The organism is Rhodococcus sp. 15-725-2-2b (assembly GCF_002259075.1).
In the GTDB taxonomy this organism is placed as follows: domain Bacteria; phylum Actinomycetota; class Actinomycetes; order Mycobacteriales; family Mycobacteriaceae; genus Rhodococcoides.
Genome location: NZ_NPFL01000006.1, coordinates 1 through 24,741, shown reverse-complemented (window position 1 = coordinate 24,741; position 24,741 = coordinate 1). Strand labels below are relative to the sequence as shown.

The following is a 24,741-nucleotide window of genomic DNA, read 5'->3' as shown; positions in this document are numbered from 1 at the left end:
AGTGAGGTGGTTCACAAGGCAAAATAGATTTACAGAGAACGGAAACCGCGCCTTTGCGCAGAGTTAACGTGGCCGCAACGAAGTCACCGAGAAATGGCAGCACGGATCGAAAGAAAAGGTCCGCGCGGTTTGTGAATTATCGATCAGATGTGTGTGAATTCAACGAGTGACGGTGGTGCCGACCCACGGTGCCCACGTGATCGCGCCGTACTGGAACGTCACCCGCACGCCGCCGCCGTACTGCGGCACCTCGTCACTGGTTGCCGGCCCCAGAGTGGGATCCCAGGCGCTGAAGATGCCACCACCGATGTTGTGGGTGCCGCCGATGGCGGTGGAGAACACCCTGAGGCCGTAGGGGCTGTCGAAGTCCTGGTAGGTGCCGTTGAACGGCGTGGTGGGCAAGAAGCCCGTGTAGCGCACCGCTTCTGCGACCGCGCGGGGAACTCCGACGAATCCGTTGGGCATCTCGTACACGACGGCATCCTGGCGGTACTGCGCCCAGGTGTCTCGGACGGGGAACACCGGCCCCAGAACGGCACCGAAGTTGTTGGGTGCTGCGGCGAAGCGGTTGTACTCGGCGGTCCGTGGAATGTTGTTCTGCAACAGACTCATCAGTGCCCACAAGGCAGGCTTGGCCGACCAATCGGTGCGCAACAGTCCGAAGGTCATCTCCGGGTCGTTGCTGCCGGTCTGCTTGTCACGGAGCTGATAGAGGAAGATCGGGCCGGTGTAGGGCAGCTCGCGCCACTTGGTGACGAAGTCGGTGATCATCGCGCTCTGCTGGTCCTCGGACGCCACCGATGTCGGCACGCCGTACTCGGTGGCCCAGATCTTCTTGCTGCCGTCGCCGTTGGCGACCATGGCCGTCCGCATGTCCATGACCTGCCGGGCCGGTGAGTGGTCGACGTACGGTCCTTCGGAGAACTTCAGGGAGTACTGGTACGGGTGGTAGGAGAGGGCGTCGAAATACCCTGCGGCACCGGCAGCGTACATCTGGTTGGTGAAATCGACGGGGTTGATGATTCCCCATGCCTGTTCGGCCGCGCCCAGGACGCCACCGACGACGGTGGCGGCCGAGTCGGCTGCTTTGATCTTGGGATACGCGGCCTTGAGCAGCGCGGTGTAGCCGGCGGGGTCGGGTTCCGGTGCGTAGAACATCGCCCCGTTGGGCTCGTTCCAGATCTCGTAGTCGGCCACCTTGCCCTTGTATCGAGCCGCGACTTTTCCGGCGAAGGTGCCGAATGCCGCAGGCGATGCCGGTCGGGTGTTGATGGGTTGGTTCACGGGCGAGGTCGCCCAGGCCGGGGTGTAGGCGATGATGCCGAGCATGGAGATGTTCGCTGCGCGCAGCTTGTTCACGACCCGGTCGACGGGCGCCCAGTTCAGTTGATTCTGGGTGGGTTCGACGGTCGACCATGGGATGGCGATGCGCATCGACTTCACGCCCATGGCGGTCACGAACTGCACGGTCGTATCGAGTTCGGCGTCGGTGGCCCAGAGCAGTCCGCCGCCGTCGGAGAGTCCGACACCGGGCGGGTTCGGGGCCGCCTCGGCACGTGATTGGGAGCCGACGAGGTGGTCGGGTGAAAGGAGAACGGACGTCGTTCCGAAAGCGAGCCCGACAGCGACGACCACTACCGTTGTCGCTGACATTATTGTGCGAAAGCCACCGCGAAAGTGAACCATCATCATTCTCTCCACCAGGGGGTCCGTACCAATCGACGGGCCGGTGCGGTGAATCATTGCACTACGAACGCAGCTTTGTACAAATCACAAGAATTGGCGCGATTTTTATGAAACTGCTGGTCGAGTACTGTCCGGTAAAAGCAAGCTTTTCGTTTTGGAACTCTCGGAGTTCTCGCCGTCGAGATCGGTTTCGGACGCCTTTTCCCATGCAAGGACGAGAAAGGCGTACATGACCGAAAACGCCATCGTCGTGGCCGGGATGGTGACCACCGGGAAGTCGAGCTGCAGTGCCACGACGGAGAAGCCGATCATTCCGCCGCCGTAGAACCCGTACTCCCACTGCCGAGCGCGGAGCAGTTTGTACCCCACTATCGCGATGACGACGAGTATCGCGACGAAGGCGATTCCGGCGACCAGACCCCCGCGGTAGATGGTCAGCAGGGGGGTGTTGGCAACGTAGTTGACCTCAAAAGCGACCGTGGGGTCTTTGAATTCTGCACGGCCCCAGCCGAGTCCGAACATCCAGTGGCCTTGCATGTGACCGGGGAATTCCACGAGGGCGTCACCGCGTGCACTCGAGCCCGCGTCTTCGTTGCCGAAGGAGGAGAAGACGCGATTGCGGACGGTCGGTACGGCGATGGCACCGACGAAGGCGGCCGCGAACGCGCCGACGATGGCGAGGCGCTCGCGGGTGCGTAGCTGCTGGAACACCAGCATCAACACCACACCGAACACCACCGAGAACAGTGCGGCCCGCGAGAGCGTCAACACGATCGACAGGAACAGCAGGGCCGCAAGGGCTGTGCGCAGGTAGCCGCGCAAGAGCAGCACGCACAACATCAGTGCCAGCACGAATCCGATTCCGGCTGCGTTGGGGTCGACGTACGTGCCTGCCAATCGGACGGTTGCGGCTCCGGTGCTGCTGTAGACGAAGCGAGTGCTTTCCTCCTCGCTGCCGTAGCCGAATATCGACAGATAGCGGATGAGTTTCCCGGCGGGGTCGACGGCGAAGATTACCAGGGCGAAAGCGGCTGCGGCCGAGGCTGCGTAGACGTAGATGCGCCCGAACAATGCCAATTCGTCACGCTGCATTCTCAACAGGCAGACGACTACGAGTGTGGAAACGAGCCATTGACCGAATTCGACGTAGTCGACCAGAGCGCCACTCGTCGCGAATATCGACAACGCGGACGCAGCGATGAGCGCAATCATGGGCAGTTCCGGCCATGTGATGCGGCTCACGGCTGTGCGGTGGATCACAGTGGCGAGAACGACCGCGATACCCAACGCGAAAACCAACGGAGCGTGAACACCGGGTACGTATCCGAACGGCAACGCACCGAGTGAAAATGCAAGAGCGCGAGACAGATACAGCGGATGACGTAGGCCGATGTACGCTCCCACAGTCAGCACGACGAGGGCGAACGCCCCCAATTTCGCTGGAGTTCCGCCGACGATCATGGCGAATGTAACGAAAACGGGAACGATCACGATGGCTGCCGCACCGGCTCGTTGCGTGATGCTCATAGGCTCTGATGTTGTCACGCTTTCATGCACTCGCAACATCTACGCCGTGCCGAATCGTTCGCTGCGCTTTATTCTTTCCCCTTGACCGATGTCATTCGATAGGAGCACTCGTGGAGATTCGAGAGTACGGGCGAATTCTTCGCGCGGGTTGGTGGATCGTTGCGCTCGCGACGGTCATCGGCATCGCCGGAGGCTGGGCCTACACGTTCTTCACGACGCCGCAGTATCAGGCGTGCGCCCGTCTGTTCGTCACCACGGAGGGCGGCAGCTCGGTCGGTGAGGCGTACCAGAACAACCTGTTCTCACAGGAACGCGTGACGTCCTACGCCGGATTGGCAACCAGCACACAGGTTGCGCAACGCGCGATCGATCAGTTGCAGCTGCAGATGTCCCCGGACGAATTACGTTCGCGTGTCACTGCGACCCCCATCGAGAAGACGGTGCTGCTCGATCTCTGCGCCACCGATCCCGATCCGGCCGTCGCTCAGGTGTTGACCAACGCGGTGGCCGGTCAGCTGACCCAGTTGGTACAGGAACTGGAAACCTCTCAGCGCGGCGGCAGCCCAGCAGCCGGTGCCACCGTCGTCGATCAGGGTGATGTACCGACCTCGCCGATCGGCATGGGCTTGACCACTGTCCTCGGCCTCGGCGCTGCCATCGGCTTCGTGCTCGGCATCGCACTCGCGTTGCTTCGCGGTCTTCTGGATCGTTCGATTCGGGACAGGCCGCGCGCAGAGGAGATTTCGGGTCGCGTCGTCCTCGGCGGCCTTCCGATCGACGCGACGCGACCCAAAGCCGCCGTGGCATCGATGCAGAAGATGGGCGAGCCACTCCGCGCTCTGCGCACCAACATTCGCTTCCTCGGCGGGGGAACTCCTCCTCGCGTCATCACCGTCACCAGTGCGGCCGCGGGCGAAGGACGCACCAGCACCGCCATCGACCTCTCGGCCGTTCTCGCCGAAGCAGGGCACCGGGTGCTTCTCGTCGGCGGCGATCTTCGCAGCGCAACCCTGGGCACCCGACTGGGAATCGACCAGAGCAGCGGCCTGTCGACGGTGCTCTCGGGCGAGCACAGCATCGAGGATGCCATCCAGGACGATGTGTTCGGCGGTGTCTCGGTGCTGCCCTCGGGTCCGGTGCCGCCGAATCCGAGCGAGTTGCTCGGGTCGGACCGCGCTCAGGAGCTACTCGAGTCGCTGCGCGGCGAGTACCGCTACGTCATCGTCGATACCCCACCTCTGCTCCAGGTCACCGACGGCGCGATTCTCACCGCATTGTCCGACGGCACACTGGTTCTCGCGCGCACCGGCCGCACGACGCGCGAGAAGCTGAGGCGTGCGATCAAGGTGCTCGACGGAGTCGGGGCCACCGTGCTCGGCGTCGTGACCACCTTCGAACCCGCAGCCCGACGCCTCCTCGGTGGCAGCGCGACGCCTACCGAGAGTGCCGCCGAGACTCCCGCTTCCGCAGAACCGTTCACTGCACCGTCCTCGGCACCTGCCCATTCCACATCGGTCAGGCCGAAGCCGGCGCAGAGCGATACCGCGACCTCCTCGGCGAGCAGAGGATAGCTTCGATGCCAGGTAGGTTCGCGGCACAGGTCGGCGTCGTGCTGACCGCCGCCGCGGTGCTGGTCTCCTGTTCTCAGCAGCCGTCGGTCGTTCTTCCGCCCAACGCGCCAACGGCTCCGGTCACCGCCGAGGCTCCGGCCTCGGAGCCGCCTCCGCCGTCGAATGTCGGTGGTACAGCTCCTGGTTCGCTGATCTCGGCCGAGCCGATCGAGGACATCGCGACCGACATCACCGAGCTCGGTGCCACCGCTACTCGGGTGGTGTATCGGTCGACCTCGGGTGTCACCGGTTCACCGACCGAGGTCTCGGGAACCGTCATCGTTCCGGCCGGTACTGCGCCCGAGGGTGGTTGGCCCATCGTGTCGTTCGGCCACGGCACCACGGGGGTACTCAATGCCTGTGGACCCTCGCTGTACGCGAACCTGCTCGGCAATGCTCCTATCGTGGCGGCTCTGGCCCTGAACGGCTTCGCGGTGGCGATGACCGACTATCAGGGTCTCGGTATGGACGGTGACTACCATCCGTACCTGGACTCGAAGACGTTCGGCTACAACATGATCGATGCGGTACGAGCGGCCAGGAACTTCATGCCCACGCTCAGCACGCGGTGGGCGGCCTACGGCGTCTCGCTCGGCGGGATGGCCGCATGGGCGGCGAGCGATCGCAACGGTGAGTACGGCGGCGGCCTGGAGCTGGTCGGTACGGCCGCGATGGTGCCGGTGTCGGACATGTCGGGGCTGGCCGACGCGGCCGCGAACGAAACGTTGACTCGTGCTCAGTACCCCCTGTTGATGTACGCGCTGCATTCGTTGGCGATCTCGCATCCCGAGATGAACCTGGACGACTACCGGTCCGGTTTCGCGAAGGAGCGTTGGGACGATCTGCTCGAGTGTGTCCCGCCGGGGTCGCTCGATGTCCCGGAACTGCAGACACAGCTCGAGCCCGCCGATCTGAAGCCGGTCAGCGCCGAGGCCACGGATCGGCTACGCGGCTACCTGTCGGATATGGCGCTGCCGCAGCAGGGTTCGACGACACCGCTTCTGGTCATGTACGGCAGCGAGGACGATCTGATCCTCGAACCGTGGACCGAGAAGGCGCTGCAGCGCGCGTGTGACTCCGGCGACCTCGTCGAGTACGAGCTGCATCAGGGCGAGGGGCACGGCAATCTGGACAGCAGCCGATCGCTGCCGTGGGTCAAGGGCATGTTCGCCGGCCAACGCCCGGTCAACACGTGCGAGCTGAACAAATGATCGCGCCGACCGGTGTGCCGACCCTCAAGGACTACGGCCGAATTCTGTTGTCCGGCTGGGCATCGATCCTGGCCGCCGCGGTGCTGTCGGCGGGCGTCGCGTGGTTGGCGACCTATCTCGTCGAGCCCTCGTACACCGCGGTGTCGCGAGTGTTCGTCACCACCCCTGGACCACCGTCGCCCAAGAACTCGCTCGACGGCAACCGAGGAGCGTTGGTTCGCGTCGAGTCGTACGTCGAGCTGGCCACCGGGGAGCAGGTGTTGCGACGCGTCATCGCATCCCAGGACCTGCCCGTCGAGCCCGATGTGCTGAAGCAGGACATCACGGTGGTGCCGAGTCCCGGTTCTGCATTGATCGACATCTCGGTGGTGAACGCCGATGCCGAGCAGGCACGGGACATCGCCAATTCCGTTGCAGTGCAGCTCATCAAGTTGGTCGGGGAGATCGATCTGGGGGTCGACGGTCCGGTGTCGGTCCTGACTCTGGTGGATGCGGCGACGACGCCGGGTGCGGCCACGACACCGCAGGTCAAGAGCAACGTGATGCTGGGAGCGGGCATGGGGGTCGTGCTCGGCGGCGTACTGGTTCTCGCGCTCGGTATCGCGCGGGATTCGATCGACCATCGCGATCAGGTCGAACATCTGGTCAAGCAGGTCACGGGGGAGAGACGATGACGAACACACGAACGACGCTGCTGCGCAGAGCGGCAACGGTAGGTTCCCTGGCGCTGGTACTGGTCGCCGCGGGATGTTCTTCGGACGATCCGGTGGTCGATCCGCAGTCCGTCGCCGTCGGGGCCACCCTGTCCGCCGATTACAGCGACGACGGCCCCGGTTCGCTCGAGAGTGCGGAAGAGTTGCTCACCGTGGACCGCCGGGTGAGCGCCATCTCCTCCATCGCCGCTCGAGTGGTGTACACGTCGACGTCCGGGATCGACGGGTCCACCCAACGAGTCTCCGGTACCATCTTCGCCCCGGAAGGCTCTGCACCCGAGGGTGGTTGGCCGATCATCGCCTACGGTCACGGCACCACCGGCGTGTTGAACGATTGCGGACCGTCGACCGATCCGGAACTGCTCGGAAGCTCACAGATCGTGGCAGCGCTGGTTCGCTCCGGATACGTGGTCGCGGTCTCGGACTACCAGGGTCTCGGTCTGGACGGCACGTATCACCCGTACCTCGATGCGAGGACCGTCGGGAACAACCTGATCGATTCGGTGCGTGCGGCCCGCAAGTTGGTGCCCGGTACGTCGACCCGCTGGGCATCGTTCGGTGGTTCGCAGGGTGGTCAGGCAGCCTGGGCGGCAAACGAACTCGCGCGCAGCTACGGCGCGGGACTCGACATGGTCGGGTCGGTCAGTCTGGTGCCGGCAGCCGACATCACCGGCCTGGCGGCCGCAGCCGCCGACGGAACCCTCACCGACGACCAGAAGCCGCTGTTGCAGTGGGTGCTGGTGGGCCTGTCGCAGGCCCATCCCGAGCTGGATCTGGACGATTATCGCCGCGGCATCGTCGCCGAGAAGTGGGACGAGCTCTCGGCATGCGGGGGCGTCCTCGCGGCCGACCGTACGTCGCTGGCCGCGCAGATCGGCGACGACGATCTGCGGCCGGCAACGCCGGAGGCCACTGCGGTTCTCGAGGGATACCTGCGGGAGATGAGTCTGCCGAAGTCTCCTGCCGCTGCACCGATGCTGGTGATCTACGGCGGTGAGGACACGTTGATCTCCCAGGCGTGGACCGACACCGCCATCGGTGCCGGCTGCGCCGCAGGCGACACCATCCAGTATGTGCTTCAACCGAATTCCGGTCACGCAGACATCGATGGTGCTGCTGCGTTCGGCTGGCTCGGCGACCGGTTCGCCGGTACCGAGGCCGTCAACTTCTGCCCAGCACCACCACCAGCGCCGTGACCTGAAGAAGGTACCCATGACTGCTACTCCAGACAGCACCGCAGCCGCAGCGACTGCGCCCGCGCCTTCGGTGGCCGGTGAGTCCAAGCGTCCCGCGCGCATCGTCGGCCTCGACGGCCCGCGTGGCTTCGCGTGCCTGTGCGTGCTCGCGGTCCACGTCGGTGGCCATTACTCACCGCAGACCGTGCTCACGTACAAGTTGGGGTTGCTGGGGCAGGGCCTGATCTTCTTCTTCGCGCTGTCGGGATTCCTGATCTTCCTGCCGATGGTACGAAAGTTGTTCGCAGGCAAGCCGATGCCGAACAACTTCAGCTACGCGATGCATCGCCTGCTTCGGGTGTTCCCGGCCTATCTGTTCATCTTCCTGTTCGCGAACTTCGTGATGCGCGCGGTGTTCGTGGAGAACGCGGCCGTCGCCGAACGGCATTTCACCGACAACGGTCTGGGCGTCCTCACCGATCCGCTCACGCTGCTGGCAAATCTCACGCTGCTGCACTCGTACATTCCGAGCATGCTGCAAACCGGGATCAACCCGTCGTGGTCGCTCTCGCTGGAGTTCGCGTTCTACCTTGCGTTGCCACTGTTGACGGGCATCGCGTTCTATCTCCGCAAGCGCACGTCCATCTCGGCGCCGGTGCTGGCGATGATTCCGGTGGTGATCATGTTCGTCATCGGTATCACCGGAAAGCTCTACACCGCCTCGCTCGTCGGGCCGTCGGGCATCACCGATCCGAAGTTGTTGGATTGGGGTCCCAACCAGGTCGCGGTGCTCAGCCGCAGCTTCTGGTCGCTGGCAGACAATTTCACGTACGGGATGCTCGCCGCCGTGGTGTTCGTCGCGATCGACAACGGGATGCTGAAGGGCGCGATCGCCACCAGGATGCGCTGGTGGACCGGACTCGCGATGATCCCCACCGCCGCGATCTCGCTGAAACTCATCGACGACAATTCACGCTGGCAGAGCTCCACCGTGGCATTCGGCTCGGCGCTGCTGATCCTGTTCATCATCGTGCCGCTGGCACGTGGAGAGAAGTCGCTGCTCGCCGAACGTGCCGACTGGGCACCGCTGAGCTACGTCGGCATGATCTCGCTCAGCGTCTACCTGTGGCACTTCCCCATCCTGATCATGGTGGGGCGCTTCGGGTGGATGGCCGGGGATAGCCCCCTGGGGCTCCTGCGGAACTTCGTGCTGGTGGGCGCGATCAGTATCGCGTTCGGGTCATTGACGTATCGATTCATCGAAAAGCCCGGTCTGACGTACGCGCGTCGGTTCAAGGCCTCCAAGTAGTGACGTGACGACGACGCGGCGGTGGTTGGCAGCGCTGTTGCTGCTACCCCTGCTTTCCGGGTGCGCGGTCGTTGTGCCCGTCGCCGGGCAGGTGCAGGGAGCCCTCGCGGCGGTGATGCGCGGGTCGGACCCCCAACAGATGGTGATCGCGGATACGGGAACCGGTAGCGGGTCCATCGTCAGTGCCGAGACCATGCCCAATCTGCCGATCCAGGTGCGGCTTTCGGGCGTGAACGCGGCGCGGGTGGTGTACCGCTCGGTGCAACCGGGGGTGGGCGAGCGCGAGGTATCGGGCACGGTGTTCACCCCGTCCGGCGAGGCACCCGAGGGCGGTTGGCCCGTCATCTCCTACGCCCACGGCACCACGGGTATCGAACAGGCATGCGCTCCGTCGCGGTCCGCGTCGCTGCTGGGGGCATCGGCGCTCGTACAGGGTTACACCACAGCCGGATTCGCGGTGGCCATCACCGACTACGAGGGACTCGGGCATCCGGGCAACCATGCGTACCTGGACAACATCACCGCCGGCTACGACGTCATCGATGCCGTACGGGCACTGCGGACGGTCTTTCCCGATGTGGGTACGCAGTGGGCTGCGTTCGGCGGATCGCAGGGCGGGGGTGCCGCGTGGGCGGCGAACGAACTCGCCGATTCCTACGCTCCCGAGCTGGATCTGGTCGGCGCGGTCGCGCTGGCACCGGGGGCGAACATGGTGGGGCTGGTGGACAAGGCCATCGCGGGAACACTGACCGACGATCAAGGCCCTCTGCTGCAGTGGGTACTGGAGTCGTTGGCGCGACGCGACCCGGCTCTGAACCTCGACGACTACCGCAGTGGCGACGCCGCTCAGGACTGGGCCGCGCTCACCGGCTGCACGCCGGACAAGGCCGGTGCCCGTGAGGACGCGGTGCACAGGCTGGGCGACAAGGACTTCGCCCCGAAATCCGATGCGGCCGCAGATGCCCTCCGGCGCGCACTGGCGGCGATGGCCGTGCCACAGGGACCGGCGTCGGCACCGATGCTGGTGGCCTACGGCGATGCTGATACGTACATCGATGCGGCATGGACCGACGCGGCTCTCGAGCAGGCCTGCGGGTACGGAGACATCATCACCATCGATCGTCAGGCGGGCCGGGGGCACGGGGATGTGAACGGCGACGCCGTCAATCAGTGGATAGGGGATCGTTTCGCCGGGGTACCGGCGCAGAACGACTGCACGTGAGTAGGGGGAGCGTCATGGGGTTTCGGCAGAACGCGAAGGTGCGAGCGAAAGACGTCGTGAAGAAGCGTCTCGGACGCGGCATTCCGGTGGAACCGATCGACGAGCCGTATCTGGTGGTTGCCGTGCTGGGCCAGTCCAATGCCCACGGTGCCGGCGTCGGATTGGACGGGGCAGGCCTGGATGCGCCGCATCCACGGGTGCATCAGTGGGCCGGGTCGGGCCGGTCGAAGAACACCATCGTGGCGGGCAGCAATCCTCTGTTTCACGAGGTGCCCTCCAAGGCAGTCGGCTTCGGTCCGACGTTCGCCGCGCACCTCGCCGATGCGACGGGTAGGCCGGTGTTGCTGGTTCCGTATGCGCGCGGTGATTCGGGCTTCGCGCGGATCCACGGCATCGCCTGGGATCCGGCCGATACCGGCGCGCGAGTCAATCTGTTCTGGGATGCACTGCAGCGCATCCGAACAGGGCTGGCGACGAAGCCCGGCAACGAGCTCGCGGCGGTGCTGTGGCATCAGGGTGAGAGCGATGTGCCGCTGCTGACCGGGCCGGTGTACGCGGAGAAGCTCGACAGCCTGATCGACACGCTCCGTGGCGAGTTCGGTGACGTTCCGTTCGTGGTGGGCCAGATGGTGCCCGACGAGATCGAATCGGGGGAGGCGAACTACGCCGTCATCGATGCGGTGCATGCCGATACTCCCCGGCGCAAGGCGAAAGTGGCGTACGTGCCGGGTCCGCGCGGGCTGTACAACAGCGAGACCGAGAAGATCCACTACAACGGCGAGGGGCAACGGGAACTGGGCCGCCGAATGTGGGAGGCCTTCGCAGATATCTCTCCGAACGTACGGCGTTCGACCGACAATGCTTGACACACGAGGTGAATGTGGCACTAATAGGTGGTCGACAAAGGCCGGTATGGGGGCTTCCGGGAGAATTCGGCAACGCGGGGGACGCGTGCGGTTAATGCAGTAGAAACATGTAACGACCTGCGGGTTCTCGCCGATCAACAAACCGTTACCAAGTGACACAATAAGTACGAAAAGCTAATCTGCACGACGGGGTGGCACGGAGCTGTGCCGATCACGCAAGGGTTCGGCAACGCGTAAGTACCGAGGGGAAACTAGTGTCAGTCAGCGATCTGGAAGCGCAGAGTTCGGTTGTCTCGCGGCGTGATGCACGACGGTTACGCAGAACGACATCGCGTCGTGAATGGGAGACGCACTACACCGAGGGCCTCCGTGTCACCGATACGGTGGTCGTTCTCGGTGCGGTGACGGTTGCGCAGATCATCCGCTTCGGTGAGATCGATTTTCGTGAACCGTGGTCCGTCATCGGCTATCTCGGCATATCCGGAGTGCTCGCGATTCTGTGGCTGACGTTTCTCGCCATCTTCCGCACCCGTTCGCCACGGGTGATCGGCAACGGCTCGGAGGAGTACCGCCGCATCGTGTCGGCCACATTCCGTCTCTTCGGAACCATCGCGATCCTCTCCCTGCTGTTCCAACTGGACATCGCCCGTCTGTATCTCGCGATCGCACTGCCCGTCGGCCTGATCGGACTTCTGCTCAGTCGGTGGGTGTGGCGAAAAGTGGTGTCACGCAAACGAGCTCGTGGCGGATACCAGACCTCGGTGCTCATCGTCGGCAGCCGCAGCTCGGCCCTGGCCATGGCCAAGTCGTTCGAGCGTTCCCCCGAGGCCGGCTACAGCGTGGTCGGCATCTGCCTACCCAACTACGAGCCCGGCAACGACACGTCCTTCACCGTCGACGGTGTCGAGATCCCGGTGCTCGGTGACGAGCACAGTGTCGTCGAGGCCATCGAGACCTCCGGCGCAGACACCGTGGCGGTGACCGCCACCGAACACATCGGCCATCGTGGACTGCGAAAGATGGTGTGGGATCTGGAGAAGAAGAAGGTCGACCTCGTGGTCTCGCCCGGCGTGGTGGACGTCGCCGGTCCCCGTCTGGTGATGCGTCCGGTGGCGAACTTCCCGCTCATCCATGTCGAGAAGCCTCAGTACAACGGTGCGAAGCGATTCGGCAAGACGGCGTTCGACTTCCTGTTCGCCGCCTCGGTCCTCCTGCTGATCTCACCGGTCCTGATCACTCTCGCCGCAATCATCAAGCTCACCAGCAAGGGCTCGATCTTCTACAAGTCCGAGCGAATGGGCATCGACGGCAAGCCTTTCCAGATGATCAAGTTCCGCAGCATGGTGCAGGACGCCGACAAGCGCGTACAGGAACTTGCCGCGCTCAACGAAGGGGCAGGCGGGGTGTTGTTCAAGATGCGCGACGACCCACGGGTCACCCGGGTGGGCAAGGTGATGCGCAAGTTCAGCCTCGACGAGCTGCCGCAGTTCGTCAACGTGCTCAAGCGCGAGATGAGCGTGGTGGGTCCACGGCCGCCGCTGCGCAGCGAAGTGGAAACGTACGACGGCGACGTGCGTCGTCGACTGCTCGTCAAGCCGGGTATCACCGGGCTGTGGCAGGTGAGTGGCCGATCGGATCTGTCGTGGGAGGAGAGCGTTCGCCTCGATCTCTCGTACGTCGAGAACTGGTCCATGACAGGGGATCTGCTCATCATCGCCAAGACCGCGGTCGCCGTCGCCAAGAGCGACGGCGCGTACTAGTTTTCGGACGCTCACCCTGCGGACGGTCGGTTTTGTTCGTACCATGACGCAATGACAACTGTTTCGGAGAACGGACGTGACGTGACCATGGCGCAGAATACGTTTCACGACTTCTTGGCCGATCGCATCGATGTGATCGCCAAGGTTCATCTGAACAGGTCCACCTCGCTGCACGCTGTGATCTCCGACAGCGTCGATGCCTACACCTCGGCATTCGCGGAGTACCACGGCACCGACGTTCCCTTGGATCTACTCGCTCCCGAGGTCCGCTCCGAATTGAGCGATTTCATCCACCGCTGCGCCGAGGCCGTCGAAGAACCGGAGAACCCGCAGTTTCCCGTTCGTCGCTGAACACCCTTCCTGTTTGACCATCTGCTCGAGGGGTAACTCCCTGATGCTCATGTGCAGTTCAGCTCGGTGTATCCGGTCGTTTGCCTTGAGCACTCAGTGTCGTACCGATACTGCGGCTTTGTCGTGGTTGCGGTCGAAACCAAGGAGATTGCCGGAGTATGCGCATCACAGTGTTCGGAACCGGGTATCTCGGTGCCACCCATGCGGCTTGTATGGCTGAGCTGGGGCACGACGTACTCGGCGTCGACGTAGACGAGGCGAAACTACGCAAGCTCGAGGCCGGCGAGGTTCCCTTCTGGGAGCCTGGGCTCCGGGAGGTGCTCCAGCGCAATATCGCGGCTGGCCGTCTGCGTTTCACATCCTCGTACGAGGAGGCGGCCGCGTTTGCCGAGATCCACTTTCTGGGTGTCGGTACGCCCCAGAAGAGGGGCGAGTACGCGGCAGACATGAATTATGTCGACTCAGTGGTCGAGACGCTCGCACCGCTGTTGACCAAGCCGGCTGTGATTTTCGGTAAGTCGACCGTCCCCGTGGGTACAGCAGAGCGGCTTGGGCATATGGCGCGTGAGCTGTCACCGGCCGGTAGTGGCGTCGAGATTGCCTGGAATCCGGAGTTCCTGCGTGAAGGCTTTGCCGTCAAGGACACACTGCGACCCGACCGCCTGGTGCTCGGCGTGGATCGCGCCCGTCCGGGACGCGCCGAGGAGCTCGCCCGCGAGGTGTACGCGCAGCTGCTCGACGAGAAGATTCCGTTCCTGGTCACCGACCTGGCCACCGCCGAGTTGGTCAAGGCATCGGCCAACGCGTTCCTGGCCACCAAGATCTCGTTCATCAACGCCATTGCGGAGGTCTGTGAGGCCGCGGGTGCAGACGTCACTGTGCTCGCCGACGCCATCGGCCACGACGAGCGCATCGGCCGTAAGTTCCTCAATGCTGGCATCGGCTTCGGCGGCGGCTGCCTGCCAAAGGACATCCGGGCGTTCATGGCGCGGGCCGGTGAACTGGGCGCTGACCAGGCACTGACGTTCCTGCGTGAGGTCGACAACATCAACATGCGACGCCGCACACGGATGGTGGAGTTGGCGCGTGAGGCCTGTGGGTCTCTCCTCGGTGCACGGGTCGCCGTGCTGGGTGCCGCTTTCAAGCCCGATTCGGACGACGTTCGTGATTCACCGGCCCTCAATGTCGCCGGGCAGATTCAGCTCCAGGGTGCCGCGGTCAACGTGTACGACCCCAAGGCCATGGAGAACTCCCGTGCACTGTTCCCCACCCTGACCTACAGCAGTTCCGCGCTCGAAGCCTGCGAGGGCGCCGACGTGGTGCTGGTGCTGACGGAGTGGAAGGAATTCAAGGCACTCGCTCCGAAGGATCTGGAGGGTGCGGTGCGCAGCAAGACTTTGATCGACGGGCGCAACTGCCTGGACCCGGAACAGTGGCGTGCGGCGGGGTGGAACTACCGAGGGTTGGGGCGTCCCTGATCGCAGTGGGCGAGGGCGTTCTCCGAAATTCATTCAAGGGAATGAATTTCGGAACTACCGGGCATCTCCGAAGGAATCCAATTTTCACGCCGGTTACCGGCTCGTATTGGGTACTTCGCTCGCTTCTACCTGCGTGAGAGGTGCTGTGGACCTTTATCGGCAGTAAGCACACGCTGCGCTATATGATAAATGCCTTAAAAACAACTTCGATACCTGTGACTGGTCACAGTTCACGTTCAAACCGCTTGTCGCAGAGCGGTTTTGGGCGGAAAAATTGCTGGCGCTGTTCGATTGTTCTCGCGGATCGCAGCATTACCTTCGATGTGGTAAACAACGTCAATGCTGTTATTGGTTTGTGATCTGTACCGCTCGCGTGGTGGTACATCGAACGGCATGGGACTATTTCAATTCGATACCAGTCGCACAGCGGATGGGTATCGATCGGATTCATCCGCTCGCCGGTGGCGTGCGTACTAGTGCAGAGGAGGGGAGCACGTGGCAACTGTCGGGGCTGCACACCGCTCTCTCTGGGGATCTCCCCGTCGTTCGGACGTGGTGGCAACGCGCACGCTGACGTCGCGGCACGTGTGGGAGCGCCAGTACATCGCACGCCTGCGGGTGACCGATGTACTGGTCGTGATCCTGTCCGTTGCTCTGGCTCAAATCGTGCGGTTCGGGGATGTCGAGACCACGGACTTGCTCTCGACCATGACGTACACCGGTGTCTCCGTCGCACTGGCCGGTCTGTGGATCGCGTTCCTCGCGATCTTCCGCACCAGATCGCCTCGCGTCATCGGCAACGGTGCCGAAGAGTACCGCCGCATCGTGTCGGCCACTTTCCGCCTGTTCGGGGTGATCGCGATCGCGTCGCTGCTCTTCCGGATCGACATCGCACGGCTCTACCTCGCTATCGCTCTACCCGTCGGACTTCTCGCACTGCTCTTGACCCGTTGGGCCTGGCGCAAGATCGTCACCCGACTTCGCGGCAAGGGCGAGTACAAGACCTCGGTCCTGATCGTGGGAAGCCGTGCGGCGGCGGTGTCGATGGCGCAGTCGTTCGAGAAGTCTGCGTCTGCGGGGTACGCGGTGGTCGGAATTTGCATGCCAGGCTACGAGGCTCCGCGGGACGGCGTGGTTCATGTCGAAGGCACCGACATTCCCGTGCTGGGCGACGAGCATGACGTTCTCGACGCGATCGAAGAATGTGGTGCGGACACCGTTGCTGTGACGGCCACCGAGCACCTCGGCCACAAGGGCATCCGAAAGATGATCTGGGATCTGGAGAAGAAGGACGTCGACTTAGTGGTCGCGCCGGGTGTCGTCGATGTGGCCGGCCCCCGACTGGTGATGCGGCCCGTCGCAGGCTTTCCTTTGATCCACGTCGAGAAGCCGCAGTACAACGGCGCGACGCGCTTCAGCAAGACCGCATTCGACCTCACGTTCGCGGCTCTCGTTCTGGTGCTGATCTCACCGATTCTGCTGGCAGTAACCATCGCGGTGAAGGCCACGAGTCGTGGCCCGGTGTTCTACAAGTCCGAGCGCATGGGAATCGACGGCAAGCCGTTCTCGATGATCAAGTTCCGCAGCATGACCGTCGACGCGGACAAGCAGGTTGCGAACCTTCTCGATCAGAACGAGGGTGCCGGCGGGGTTCTGTTCAAGATGCGTGACGATCCGCGGGTGACCCCGGTCGGCAAGGTGCTGCGGCGTTTCAGTCTCGATGAGTTGCCCCAGTTCATCAACGTGCTCAAGCGTGAGATGAGTGTGGTGGGGCCGAGGCCTCCGCTGCGGCGTGAGGTGGAGACCTACAACGGCGAGGTTCGACGGCGACTGCTGGTCAAGCCGGGAGTCACGGGTCTGTGGCAGGTCAGTGGACGATCGGACCTGTCGTGGGAAGAGACTGTCCGACTGGACCTTTCGTACGTGGAGAACTGGTCGATGGTGGGGGATCTGTTGATCATCGCCAAAACGGCACGAGCCGTCGTTGACAGCGATGGAGCTTACTGATGATTCAGACGCGCCATCATCACTACGCTCCCGGATTATCGGAAACTCACCGGGAACTCCTGGGTTACGGAACCCATCATCGTGCCTTTCTTCGGTCGAAGCTGTACACCTACGTCGTAATGTTCGGCGTGAATTCGGTACCTCGCCTCTCGGATGTGGCCGCGCGTATGAGTGTGGTCAAAGTGCTATCTGCGCTGTGAATTAAGGTAAAGACTTCGTGAAATGCAAGATCACAAGCGCCAATGTGCGACAACGACGAAAGTCGGGGGATGCTCGATAATGAAGCCTCACAATCGTAACGTGACTGATCAAAAGATCGTACTTCACGTATCCGAGGCGTACGGCGGGGGCGTGCAAGCAGCAATTCAACGGTACGCCAATAATTCGCCGGGACTCAATCACCGCTTGATAGTCCGAGACCGCGTAGCACATGACATCGATTCGGATTTCTCAATCGAAACCGTCAATTACGAAGGTTCGGTCGGTGGATTCCTTCTGGCTGCTCGTCGTCATATTTTGGATCTGCGACCCGAGGTCGTCCATCTACATTCAAGCTTCGCCGGTCTACTCAGAGTCTTCGACTTCGGACCTGACATTCAGATTGTCTACACACCACACGCATATGCGTTCCTCCGACAGGATTGCTCCCTAATTTCGCGATGGATGTTCAGGATCGTTGAGATGGCGCTTAGTGTCCGTCGACAGACTATTGCCGCCATAAGTCCTTTTGAGGCTGCTCAGGCAGCGGTACTGGCAGGGCGGCAGACAAAGGTCAAGTACTTACCTAATATTGTAGAGCAAATTAATCATAATCCGCAGCGATGTCTAGTTGATAGAGCCAAAGCTGAGGTCGTTATGGCCGGCCGAATCTCCCCTCAAAAGGATCCTCTATTTTTTGCAGAGGCCGCACGAAAGTCGAAGTCAGACGTGCGTTGGACGTGGATCGGAGACGGAGATCCAGAAGCAAGGGCTGCGTTAAACGAGGCTGGAGTCTTCGTTACTGGGTGGCTACCAAACGCGCTCGTCATGAAGCATCTCGGATCGGCTGATTTGTACCTACACACCGCACGATGGGAGGGCGCACCAATAACGCTTCTCGAAGCGGCGGCGCTCGGAACCCCTATACTTGCCCGCAAAGTCGAGTCGATGGTTGGGCTGGGCTATCCATTCGCAGGCGAAACCCCTTCCGACGTCGCAAAGGCAGTTGATCGCTTTTTCTCTGACAGTTCGTATCACGAACAGACGCGCAAACTCACCGACGAGTCGGTACGGGTGCACACGTCTGAAGCGCAATCACAGGCGTTAACAATATTGTATGGGGGTGGATATTGAGGGTTCTAATGCCAGGCCGAATTCTGAACAAAAACGTTGGCGGCAACACGACTTACGCTCGATGTTTAGCGGATGGGCTTACCCGTCGGGGAGTTACTGTCGACGCTGTACCCCACTTCAGTAACCCTGCACTCACCATGGTGTCCGAGACCGTCGCCGGTATGTCGCGCAGAAACGGCGATGTGATTCACTACGTGGCCGATACCGGTCCACTTCTTCAAACACGCGTGCCATCAGTCGTTACTGTTCACGGCGTCGCAAGTAGATGGCTAGACGGAGTACGCAGCTCCAGTCAGGAAAAGATCTGGCGAGGCCGTGTTCGCCGAGCCATCGACTGTACGGACGCGTTGATTACCGTCTCGTCGTCCAGTGCGGACGACATCGCTGCAGTATTCGACATATCGCTGGGAAGCATAACGGTTATACCACACGGGATTGATGTCGATAATTTCAGACGAAAGGCGACCCTAAGCAAAACGGTTCGTGATCTCATTCCCGAAAAATATCTTCTTTACGTGGGTAATATCGAGCCACGCAAGAACATTCAACAACTAGTGAAAGCAATGCAACTTGCACCTGCTCGTGGGATGGGAGTTCCACTTGTTATAGCAGGAAAGCCTGCATGGAACTACGATGCCGAAATGGCAGCAATCCAGCATGATGCAGACGTCATCTATCTGGGATTCGTATCTGACACCGACCGAGTCGCGCTGATGCAGCAGTGTGCGCTATTTGTCTTCCCAAGCAGGTATGAGGGATTCGGATTTCCCGTGCTAGAAGCCATGGCGGCAGGCGCCCCAGTCCTTACGACGCACGGTGGTGCGCTGAGAGATGTGGCTGGTCCGTCGAAGATCCTGAAAGGATACGGAGCTGAGTCCATTGCGTACGGAGTCGAGGACGCGCTGACAGACGACACCTGGCGGACCAATGTAGTGGATCGAGGTCGTGAATGGAGTTCTGCATACACATGGGACGAGAGCGTCGACGCACATCTATCAATCTATAACGCGTTAGGGAAGAAATGAAAGTTGCCGTTCTGCATTGCTATAGCGCCAAAAACGCAGGCGACGGATTGCTGGTGGACGAAACACTCAGCCTTATTCGAGACGCCTTCGGATCCACAGTCAAAATCGTTATGGCGGCGTCCCACCCGATGACCTTCGATAATCTAGATGTTGAAATAGTCGACTCTGGGGTGTCTTGGTCCGGTTACAGCTCGAAGTACCTTCGGTTCCTGAGATCCTTGGATTCGTTTGATCTCGTGGTGGCGGTCGGCGGGGGATATCTAAGGGGCGGCTTCCTAGTCGAAACTGTGAAGACAGTCTTGGTTCACGGGCCGCAATTGAGCGCGGCAGCGAGGACCCGCGCCCCCTCAATCTATTTGCCACAGAGCGTCGGACCAGCTGGGTCGGTCGGCAAGCGATTACTTTCCACCCGCATGCGCAAGATCGACAGCTTCTACGTCCGTGATGATCGAAGTTTGCGCGACTTTGGCATTGCAGGTGTCAGCAGGTCGAGTGACTTGGCCCTTCTTCAGATGATAAAGCTCCAGCGCACTAGGTCGGACGTCTTCGCTACCCCAGTCCTATCGATACGAGCAGTCCGTGGAAAGATAAGTCCTTTAGTACTAGATCTTGCCCGTCAGCTTGAAGTTTTCGATGGGTATATCCAAAGTGCCACAGGTGGAAACGACGATACAGATGCAATGACGTCAGTAGGTCCCCGGGAGATATTGTCCCGTCCACAACTTATGTCCGATGAGGGGCAGCCGAGAGTGGTCATTGCAGTTCGCCTCCATGCTGCACTTATGGCAATTCGCGCTGGCCACTTTGTGATTCACCTGGCATATGAGAGAAAGGGATTCGGTGCCTTCAATGATTTAGGACTCGAACAGTATGTCCACAACGTCAACATGTTTGAGCCAGTGAGGGTTATGCGGCAAGTCAAACGGCTTATCGAAAGTCCGGAAGAGCGCGCGCTATATAGATCGACAGTTCAATCTGCCGCCGAACGTCTTGCGCCGATTCGTCAACATCTGCTTCAAGAGATGCGGGAAATGGGAGCTTTTAGTGGAGTAGGTATCGAATGAGCGGAACTGCCAACCAGCGTCTCGATACAGTCGCAGCTTATCCGATTTTATCTTCAAACGTTGATTTTCGACTAGAGGTCGAAGTCGAGATGGCTTTACCTTCTAGCGGGATTATCAGTGGAGAGACTGCAGCCTCATGGAGCCCGTAGCACCAGCCACCACCCCCGGCCCTCTCGTAGGCAGACTGATGAAGGGGGGTCTTCCAGCCATTGCCGCGAGCGCATTTGTGGCGTTTGTTCCGATTATCGGGTCGGCATACTTGAGCGTGGAAGAATATGCTGTTTGGGCGCTGGCTGCAACACTGTCGACCATATTTATTGTATTTGATTTTGGGACCCCAACACTAGCTACCAAGCTTGCAGGGGCGAATAAGTTGGACTTCCGTACTGCACTCACGTTGTGCGTGCTTTCTGCGATTCCTCCAATTGTGCTGGGCTGCGTCGCTATCGCTGTCTGGCCGCACTACGCTCATGCAGCCAACCTTGTAACGGACGATTCAAGTGCTACGCACCTGATACTGTTGGTTTCGGTAGGCGGTGTTTTCCGAAGTATTGGGATAGTCTATGGTGCGGCTGCATTGGGGCGATCCCACTTCATGCGACGGACAGCGATTCTATTTCTGGGAGGGTCCATTCAGCTGATCGCTACTATAGCGTCGCTCGAATCCGGCTTCGGTATAGTCTCGCTTGGAATCGGCATAATTTCTGCGGGCTTCTTGCAGTTTGTGATCGGATTTGCACTCGAAGGGCAGCCCTCCCGCAACGATCCGCGACTCAGACGCGACGAGTCCGTATCTGTGAAGAATACAATTATCCTTTTTATGAAAACCCGACTTTTAGTCGCAACACTGGGTTTGTTTATCACGCAACTCGATAGATGGGGCCTGGGATTGATAGGAAATCCAAGTCTCCTTGCGAAATATGACATAGCTACTAGATTCATAATGATCCCCAAAATCATCATCATAGCCTTGGCCGCAGGTCTGGTCGCAGATTCAAGCAGGCTGAACGACAAGTCGCAGGGGCGACTGTTGCTCTTTCGAGTTCAGAAGTTGGTGATATTCGCTACGGTTCCTCTGCTGGCTGCCGCGTCGGTGGTTGCATTCCTGGCTCAAGAGACTGCAATCGGGGCCGTGCCATCATTGCTTGTAGTGACCTTGGTTGCCGTGGCACATGGATCAAATTGCCTAACTATTGCACCAGTGAATATCTTGTCAGGAATAGGCCGACCGGACTTCGAATTGCGCTATCTTCTTCCGCTCGCGTGTGTTGTAGCGATTTCTTACGGTGTAGGAATTATCTCAGGCAATGGGATGGTCCAGATCTCTATCTGGGCTGGCGCTATGGTGATATCTTCGATTTGGTTTTCCGTAGTGTCCAACAAATATATCAATGAGGTGCTCTCATGATTGACCGCATTCTGCGTGTCGTGGACCCAGTGCGCTATCGAAAGCGCCAGCTTCGGCGGTTGACCGATGCCGGCCGCGTGTCAATTGGTGATCACAGCTATGGCGTTCCAATACTTCACCTTTACGACAACGACGCAGATACATCTCTCCATATTGGTAAGTACTGCTCGATAGCAGCTGAGGTGAATATATTACTGGGCGGCAATCATCCAACAGACCGAATCACCACTTTTCCTTTGCGACACAAACTTGGACTTCCAGGCGCTGGCACCGATGGATACCCATCTAGCAAAGGGGATGTGCGGATTGGGAATGACGTCTGGATCGGATTCGGCGTCACGATCGTATCGGGTGTCAAGATCGGCGACGGAGCCGTGGTAGCTGCAGGGAGCAGCGTAGTCGGCGACATCCCTCCGTACGCAATAGTCGGAGGCAACCCCGCAAAAATTATTAGGATGCGATTCGACAAGGTTGTCGTTGAGCAGTTAATGACGATGAGGTGGTGGGATTGGAGCGATGAGAGCGTAATCCAGAATTGCTCGGATCTTGTTGCCTTGGACATGCCGGAGGCGTTATCTCGTTTGAAACGGATTACAAAGGAGGGGTATACGGCTTGACGATGACAGCGTCTTTAAATGTTCAGGTGCGCTCGTATGTACCCGGAAGGATTGTACGTATTGGTCTCCTCCTTCTTGCAACGTTGGCGGCCCTAGTCCCTGTAGACTTCGTGCGGGTCACTCAGGGGTGGCTCTACCTGTCTTTGGCTAGTTTGGCATTGGGTGCAACAGGAGCCCTTTGGGTAGTCTCTAAAAAAGAGACCGTAATAGTGCGTCCGGTGATTGTGTTTGTACTTATAGTGCTCTGCCTGAATCAGGTAGTGAGGCTGAACCCGATAGGATTCGTCACCTTGTGGGCACCCATTGTCTTGGGTATTGGCGTTGCGCTTTCTGTGAAACGGCCATTGTCGATTCTTGTTTGGGCGTCAGTTTTTTTGTCAGTTTCGATGCTCGTGGATTTATTTTTCAAGGATCACGTTTTCGGCAGGATGTTCGGTACGGATAACTATGTCGCGTATTCACAGGATGTCTTTCGAGCTAGAGGAATTTTGGGGCAACCTGTTCCCGCAAGCATGGTCGCGGTTGCACTCGCGGCGGGCGCTATATTGCTTTCTGCTGATTTGCGCCGGTACCGTAATTTCATTCGTGCCGTTATTGTCCTATCGGTATCCGTGTCGGTGTTTGCATCAGGTACGCGTTCTGCGGTTCTGTGCGCTGTAGCGATGGCGCTTGTTGTCCTCTTGGCGAATTATATCCGTGGGCGATCCGGTGGTCTGAAGATCGGGAATATCGCGGCCTGGGCCACTCCTTTGGCGGCAGCTGTAGTTTTAGGAGCGGTTACTTTTGGTTGGAATGCTTTGGCTACTCAGCGGGTATTCAGCTTCTCAACGCTATCGGGTTCAGCCTCGCTTGATAATCGGAACTACGCTGCACTTGTTTTCGATGATTGGAGTGCGAGCTGTCAAGGCACATGTAAATTCTTCGGGTCAGGGGCACGGACTCTACTTGAGGCGCTCAGCAGTGGGTTGGGATTCAGGGGCTTCACCACGGTAGACAACCTATTCTTGAGTCTACTCTGGGATTTCGGCATCAGCTTGCTACTCGGTGTCTTGGTCTTTGTGGTAATAGCAGTGCGAGTGCTGATTAAGTCCCCCTTCGCGGTAAACCGGGCCGGCGCAGTTATTGTGCTGTCAATTATCTTTTCTGGACTGTTCTACGATGCGCTCTACATTCGTCCAGTTTTGTTGCTTTTTGGAATTGGTATCGGTTTGATTGGTCTCAAGTGTACTGAAAATGAAAGGGTTGATCGTGAAGCGGAACGCTAGTGTCGACGTGATAATAGTATGCTTTAACTCTGACCCTGTTCTGCTTAAGGGCTGCGTTGATTCGGTGTCCTCTTCTTATTCAGAGTCGAACATTCCAGGAACTGTCATATTGATCGACAATGCCAGCGATATCCCGGTCGAGCACACTATTGATGCGTCTGGTGTGCGCGTTTATAGAATGGACTCGAATGTTGGTTTCGGGCGTGCAGTCAATCACGGGGTCTCGATTTCTGACGCGGATCACGTTCTGTTGCTAAATCCGGATGCTGCTATAAAGCCAGATGGTATTCGCCGCTTGAGCGATGTGGTGAAGCAGCAGCCGCGTTCGCTCGTCGGTGGGTGGCTGCAACGAGATGGCAAAGTGCAGTCGGACGCCTATATGCAGTGGGACTTCTCTGTCACTCGGCTCTGGAGTCGCGGGAGGTTTGCCTCAACGTTGATGGATTCGGCGTTGGATGTCGTTAATGTCGAAAAAGTCTGTGGTGGCGCATTGTTTGCAGATCGTCGTCTGCTGGCGGAATTGGGCCCGTTCGATCCGAGATTCTTTTTGTACGGTGAAGATGCCGATTTGTCCAGGCGCGCTGCTAGTTTAGGTGTACGCCTTTTGGTGGCGCGACACGCCCCGGTCGAACATATTTCGGCGTCCTCCCAAAAGTCGTACGGGTCTCTGGTTGAACAGGCACGAGCCGATGCGGCAATAAGGATAACTTCGTATCATCGCAATAGGGTCGTTAGTCTTTTGCAGCGATTTGAGCTTTTCATTATTACGTTGGTAGGGGCTGTGGCAGGCGGTGCTTCCTCGTCTACTCGACGCGCACGGCTGGACCGCCTCAAGCAGGTAAGGCGGTGGGGTCTAATGTCTGATGCACCGCCGTACAGTCCCTAACCAGTCTTAATGGGCTGCCAAGTCCGAACGGTTGTCGACGTCACGGTGCGGCTTAAGCGTTCCAGATATTACCCGGATTTCCTGCATTTCGTTTCTCGGACCAACCTGAAGATCCAAAGACAAGGGAGTTGCCGTCATGCGGGGAATCATTCTGGCGGGCGGCACGGGCTCGCGTCTTCATCCGATCACGATGGGCGTCAGCAAGCAGCTGGTCCCGGTCTACGACAAA

Annotated in this window: 21 protein-coding genes; 19 read left to right on the top strand and 2 right to left on the bottom strand. The window is 60.1% G+C overall.

All coding sequences use genetic code 11. The features are described 5' to 3' along the window. Positions 1-159: 159 nt before the first annotated feature. Together CH306_RS05875 and CH306_RS05870 are read right to left on the bottom strand one after the other, a co-directional pair. Complete coding sequence (locus tag CH306_RS05875; protein WP_230596906.1) at positions 160-1,653, bottom strand: cellulase family glycosylhydrolase; 1,494 nt, start codon at positions 1,651-1,653, stop codon at positions 160-162. 138 nt (positions 1,654-1,791) lie between these two features. Further along, a complete protein-coding gene (locus CH306_RS05870; RefSeq protein WP_256981057.1) occupies positions 1,792-3,213 on the bottom strand; it encodes an O-antigen ligase domain-containing protein in 1,422 nt (473 codons plus the stop codon). A 110-nt stretch (positions 3,214-3,323) separates the two neighbouring features. Between CH306_RS05870 and CH306_RS05865 the strand changes: the two genes are divergently transcribed. From CH306_RS05865 to CH306_RS05775, 19 genes are all read left to right on the top strand, one after another. Continuing rightward, on the top strand, positions 3,324-4,784 hold the full coding sequence (locus CH306_RS05865; protein WP_094645995.1) for a polysaccharide biosynthesis tyrosine autokinase: 1,461 nt from the start codon (positions 3,324-3,326) through the stop codon (positions 4,782-4,784). A 5-nt stretch (positions 4,785-4,789) separates the two neighbouring features. Continuing rightward, the gene (locus CH306_RS05860) at positions 4,790-6,034 is read left to right on the top strand and encodes an alpha/beta hydrolase family protein (RefSeq protein WP_045197116.1); all 1,245 of its coding nucleotides are present in this window, start codon (positions 4,790-4,792) and stop codon (positions 6,032-6,034) included. Further along, positions 6,031-6,708 (top strand): YveK family protein, encoded by a 678-nt coding sequence (locus CH306_RS05855; RefSeq protein WP_052049840.1) that lies wholly within the window; start codon positions 6,031-6,033, stop codon positions 6,706-6,708. The genes CH306_RS05860 and CH306_RS05855 overlap by 4 nt, the downstream gene beginning before the upstream one ends. Further along, positions 6,705-7,943 carry a lipase family protein gene (locus CH306_RS05850; RefSeq protein ID WP_094645994.1) on the top strand — a complete coding sequence of 413 codons (1,239 nt, stop codon included), beginning with the start codon at positions 6,705-6,707 and terminating at the stop codon, positions 7,941-7,943. Before CH306_RS05855 ends, CH306_RS05850 begins: the two co-directional genes overlap by 4 nt. A 16-nt stretch (positions 7,944-7,959) precedes the next feature. Continuing rightward, a complete protein-coding gene (locus CH306_RS05845; protein ID WP_045197109.1) occupies positions 7,960-9,231 on the top strand; it encodes an acyltransferase family protein in 1,272 nt (423 codons plus the stop codon). A 4-nt stretch (positions 9,232-9,235) separates the two neighbouring features. Beyond that, positions 9,236-10,453 carry a lipase family protein gene (locus CH306_RS05840; RefSeq protein WP_256981056.1) on the top strand — a complete coding sequence of 406 codons (1,218 nt, stop codon included), beginning with the start codon at positions 9,236-9,238 and terminating at the stop codon, positions 10,451-10,453. After that, positions 10,450-11,319, top strand: coding sequence for a sialate O-acetylesterase (locus CH306_RS05835; RefSeq protein WP_256981055.1), 870 nt, complete (start codon positions 10,450-10,452; stop codon positions 11,317-11,319). The genes CH306_RS05840 and CH306_RS05835 overlap by 4 nt, the downstream gene beginning before the upstream one ends. A gap of 254 nt (positions 11,320-11,573) precedes the next feature. After that, a complete protein-coding gene (locus CH306_RS05830) occupies positions 11,574-13,079 on the top strand; it encodes a sugar transferase (protein ID WP_230596900.1) in 1,506 nt (501 codons plus the stop codon). Between the two features lie 51 nt (positions 13,080-13,130). Beyond that, the gene (locus CH306_RS05825) at positions 13,131-13,430 is read left to right on the top strand and encodes a hypothetical protein (protein ID WP_094645992.1); all 300 of its coding nucleotides are present in this window, start codon (positions 13,131-13,133) and stop codon (positions 13,428-13,430) included. A gap of 158 nt (positions 13,431-13,588) precedes the next feature. Further along, positions 13,589-14,908 (top strand): UDP-glucose dehydrogenase family protein, encoded by a 1,320-nt coding sequence (locus CH306_RS05820; RefSeq protein WP_094645991.1) that lies wholly within the window; start codon positions 13,589-13,591, stop codon positions 14,906-14,908. Positions 14,909-15,403: 495 nt separating this feature from the next. Continuing rightward, complete coding sequence (locus CH306_RS05815; RefSeq protein ID WP_094645990.1) at positions 15,404-16,915, top strand: sugar transferase; 1,512 nt, start codon at positions 15,404-15,406, stop codon at positions 16,913-16,915. A gap of 300 nt (positions 16,916-17,215) precedes the next feature. Further along, positions 17,216-18,247: a glycosyltransferase gene (locus CH306_RS05805; RefSeq protein ID WP_256981054.1), complete on the top strand. Its 1,032-nt coding sequence runs from the start codon at positions 17,216-17,218 to the stop codon at positions 18,245-18,247. Between the two features lie 137 nt (positions 18,248-18,384). Beyond that, positions 18,385-19,272 (top strand): glycosyltransferase family 4 protein, encoded by an 888-nt coding sequence (locus CH306_RS05800; protein WP_256981053.1) that lies wholly within the window; start codon positions 18,385-18,387, stop codon positions 19,270-19,272. Continuing rightward, positions 19,269-20,336, top strand: a complete 1,068-nt coding sequence (locus tag CH306_RS05795) for a polysaccharide pyruvyl transferase family protein (protein ID WP_094645987.1) — start codon at positions 19,269-19,271, stop codon at positions 20,334-20,336. The genes CH306_RS05800 and CH306_RS05795 overlap by 4 nt, the downstream gene beginning before the upstream one ends. A 136-nt stretch (positions 20,337-20,472) precedes the next feature. Further along, positions 20,473-21,744, top strand: coding sequence for an oligosaccharide flippase family protein (locus CH306_RS05790; RefSeq protein ID WP_143545370.1), 1,272 nt, complete (start codon positions 20,473-20,475; stop codon positions 21,742-21,744). Beyond that, complete coding sequence (locus CH306_RS29745; RefSeq protein ID WP_094645985.1) at positions 21,741-22,361, top strand: CatB-related O-acetyltransferase; 621 nt, start codon at positions 21,741-21,743, stop codon at positions 22,359-22,361. The genes CH306_RS05790 and CH306_RS29745 overlap by 4 nt, the downstream gene beginning before the upstream one ends. After that, complete coding sequence (locus tag CH306_RS28770) at positions 22,358-23,626, top strand: hypothetical protein (RefSeq protein WP_143545371.1); 1,269 nt, start codon at positions 22,358-22,360, stop codon at positions 23,624-23,626. Before CH306_RS29745 ends, CH306_RS28770 begins: the two co-directional genes overlap by 4 nt. Beyond that, positions 23,595-24,512, top strand: a complete 918-nt coding sequence (locus tag CH306_RS05780) for a glycosyltransferase (protein ID WP_094645984.1) — start codon at positions 23,595-23,597, stop codon at positions 24,510-24,512. The genes CH306_RS28770 and CH306_RS05780 overlap by 32 nt, the downstream gene beginning before the upstream one ends. A 136-nt stretch (positions 24,513-24,648) precedes the next feature. Continuing rightward, positions 24,649-24,741: sugar phosphate nucleotidyltransferase (locus CH306_RS05775; protein ID WP_256981115.1), on the top strand; the 93-nt coding region annotated here is incomplete at its 3' end.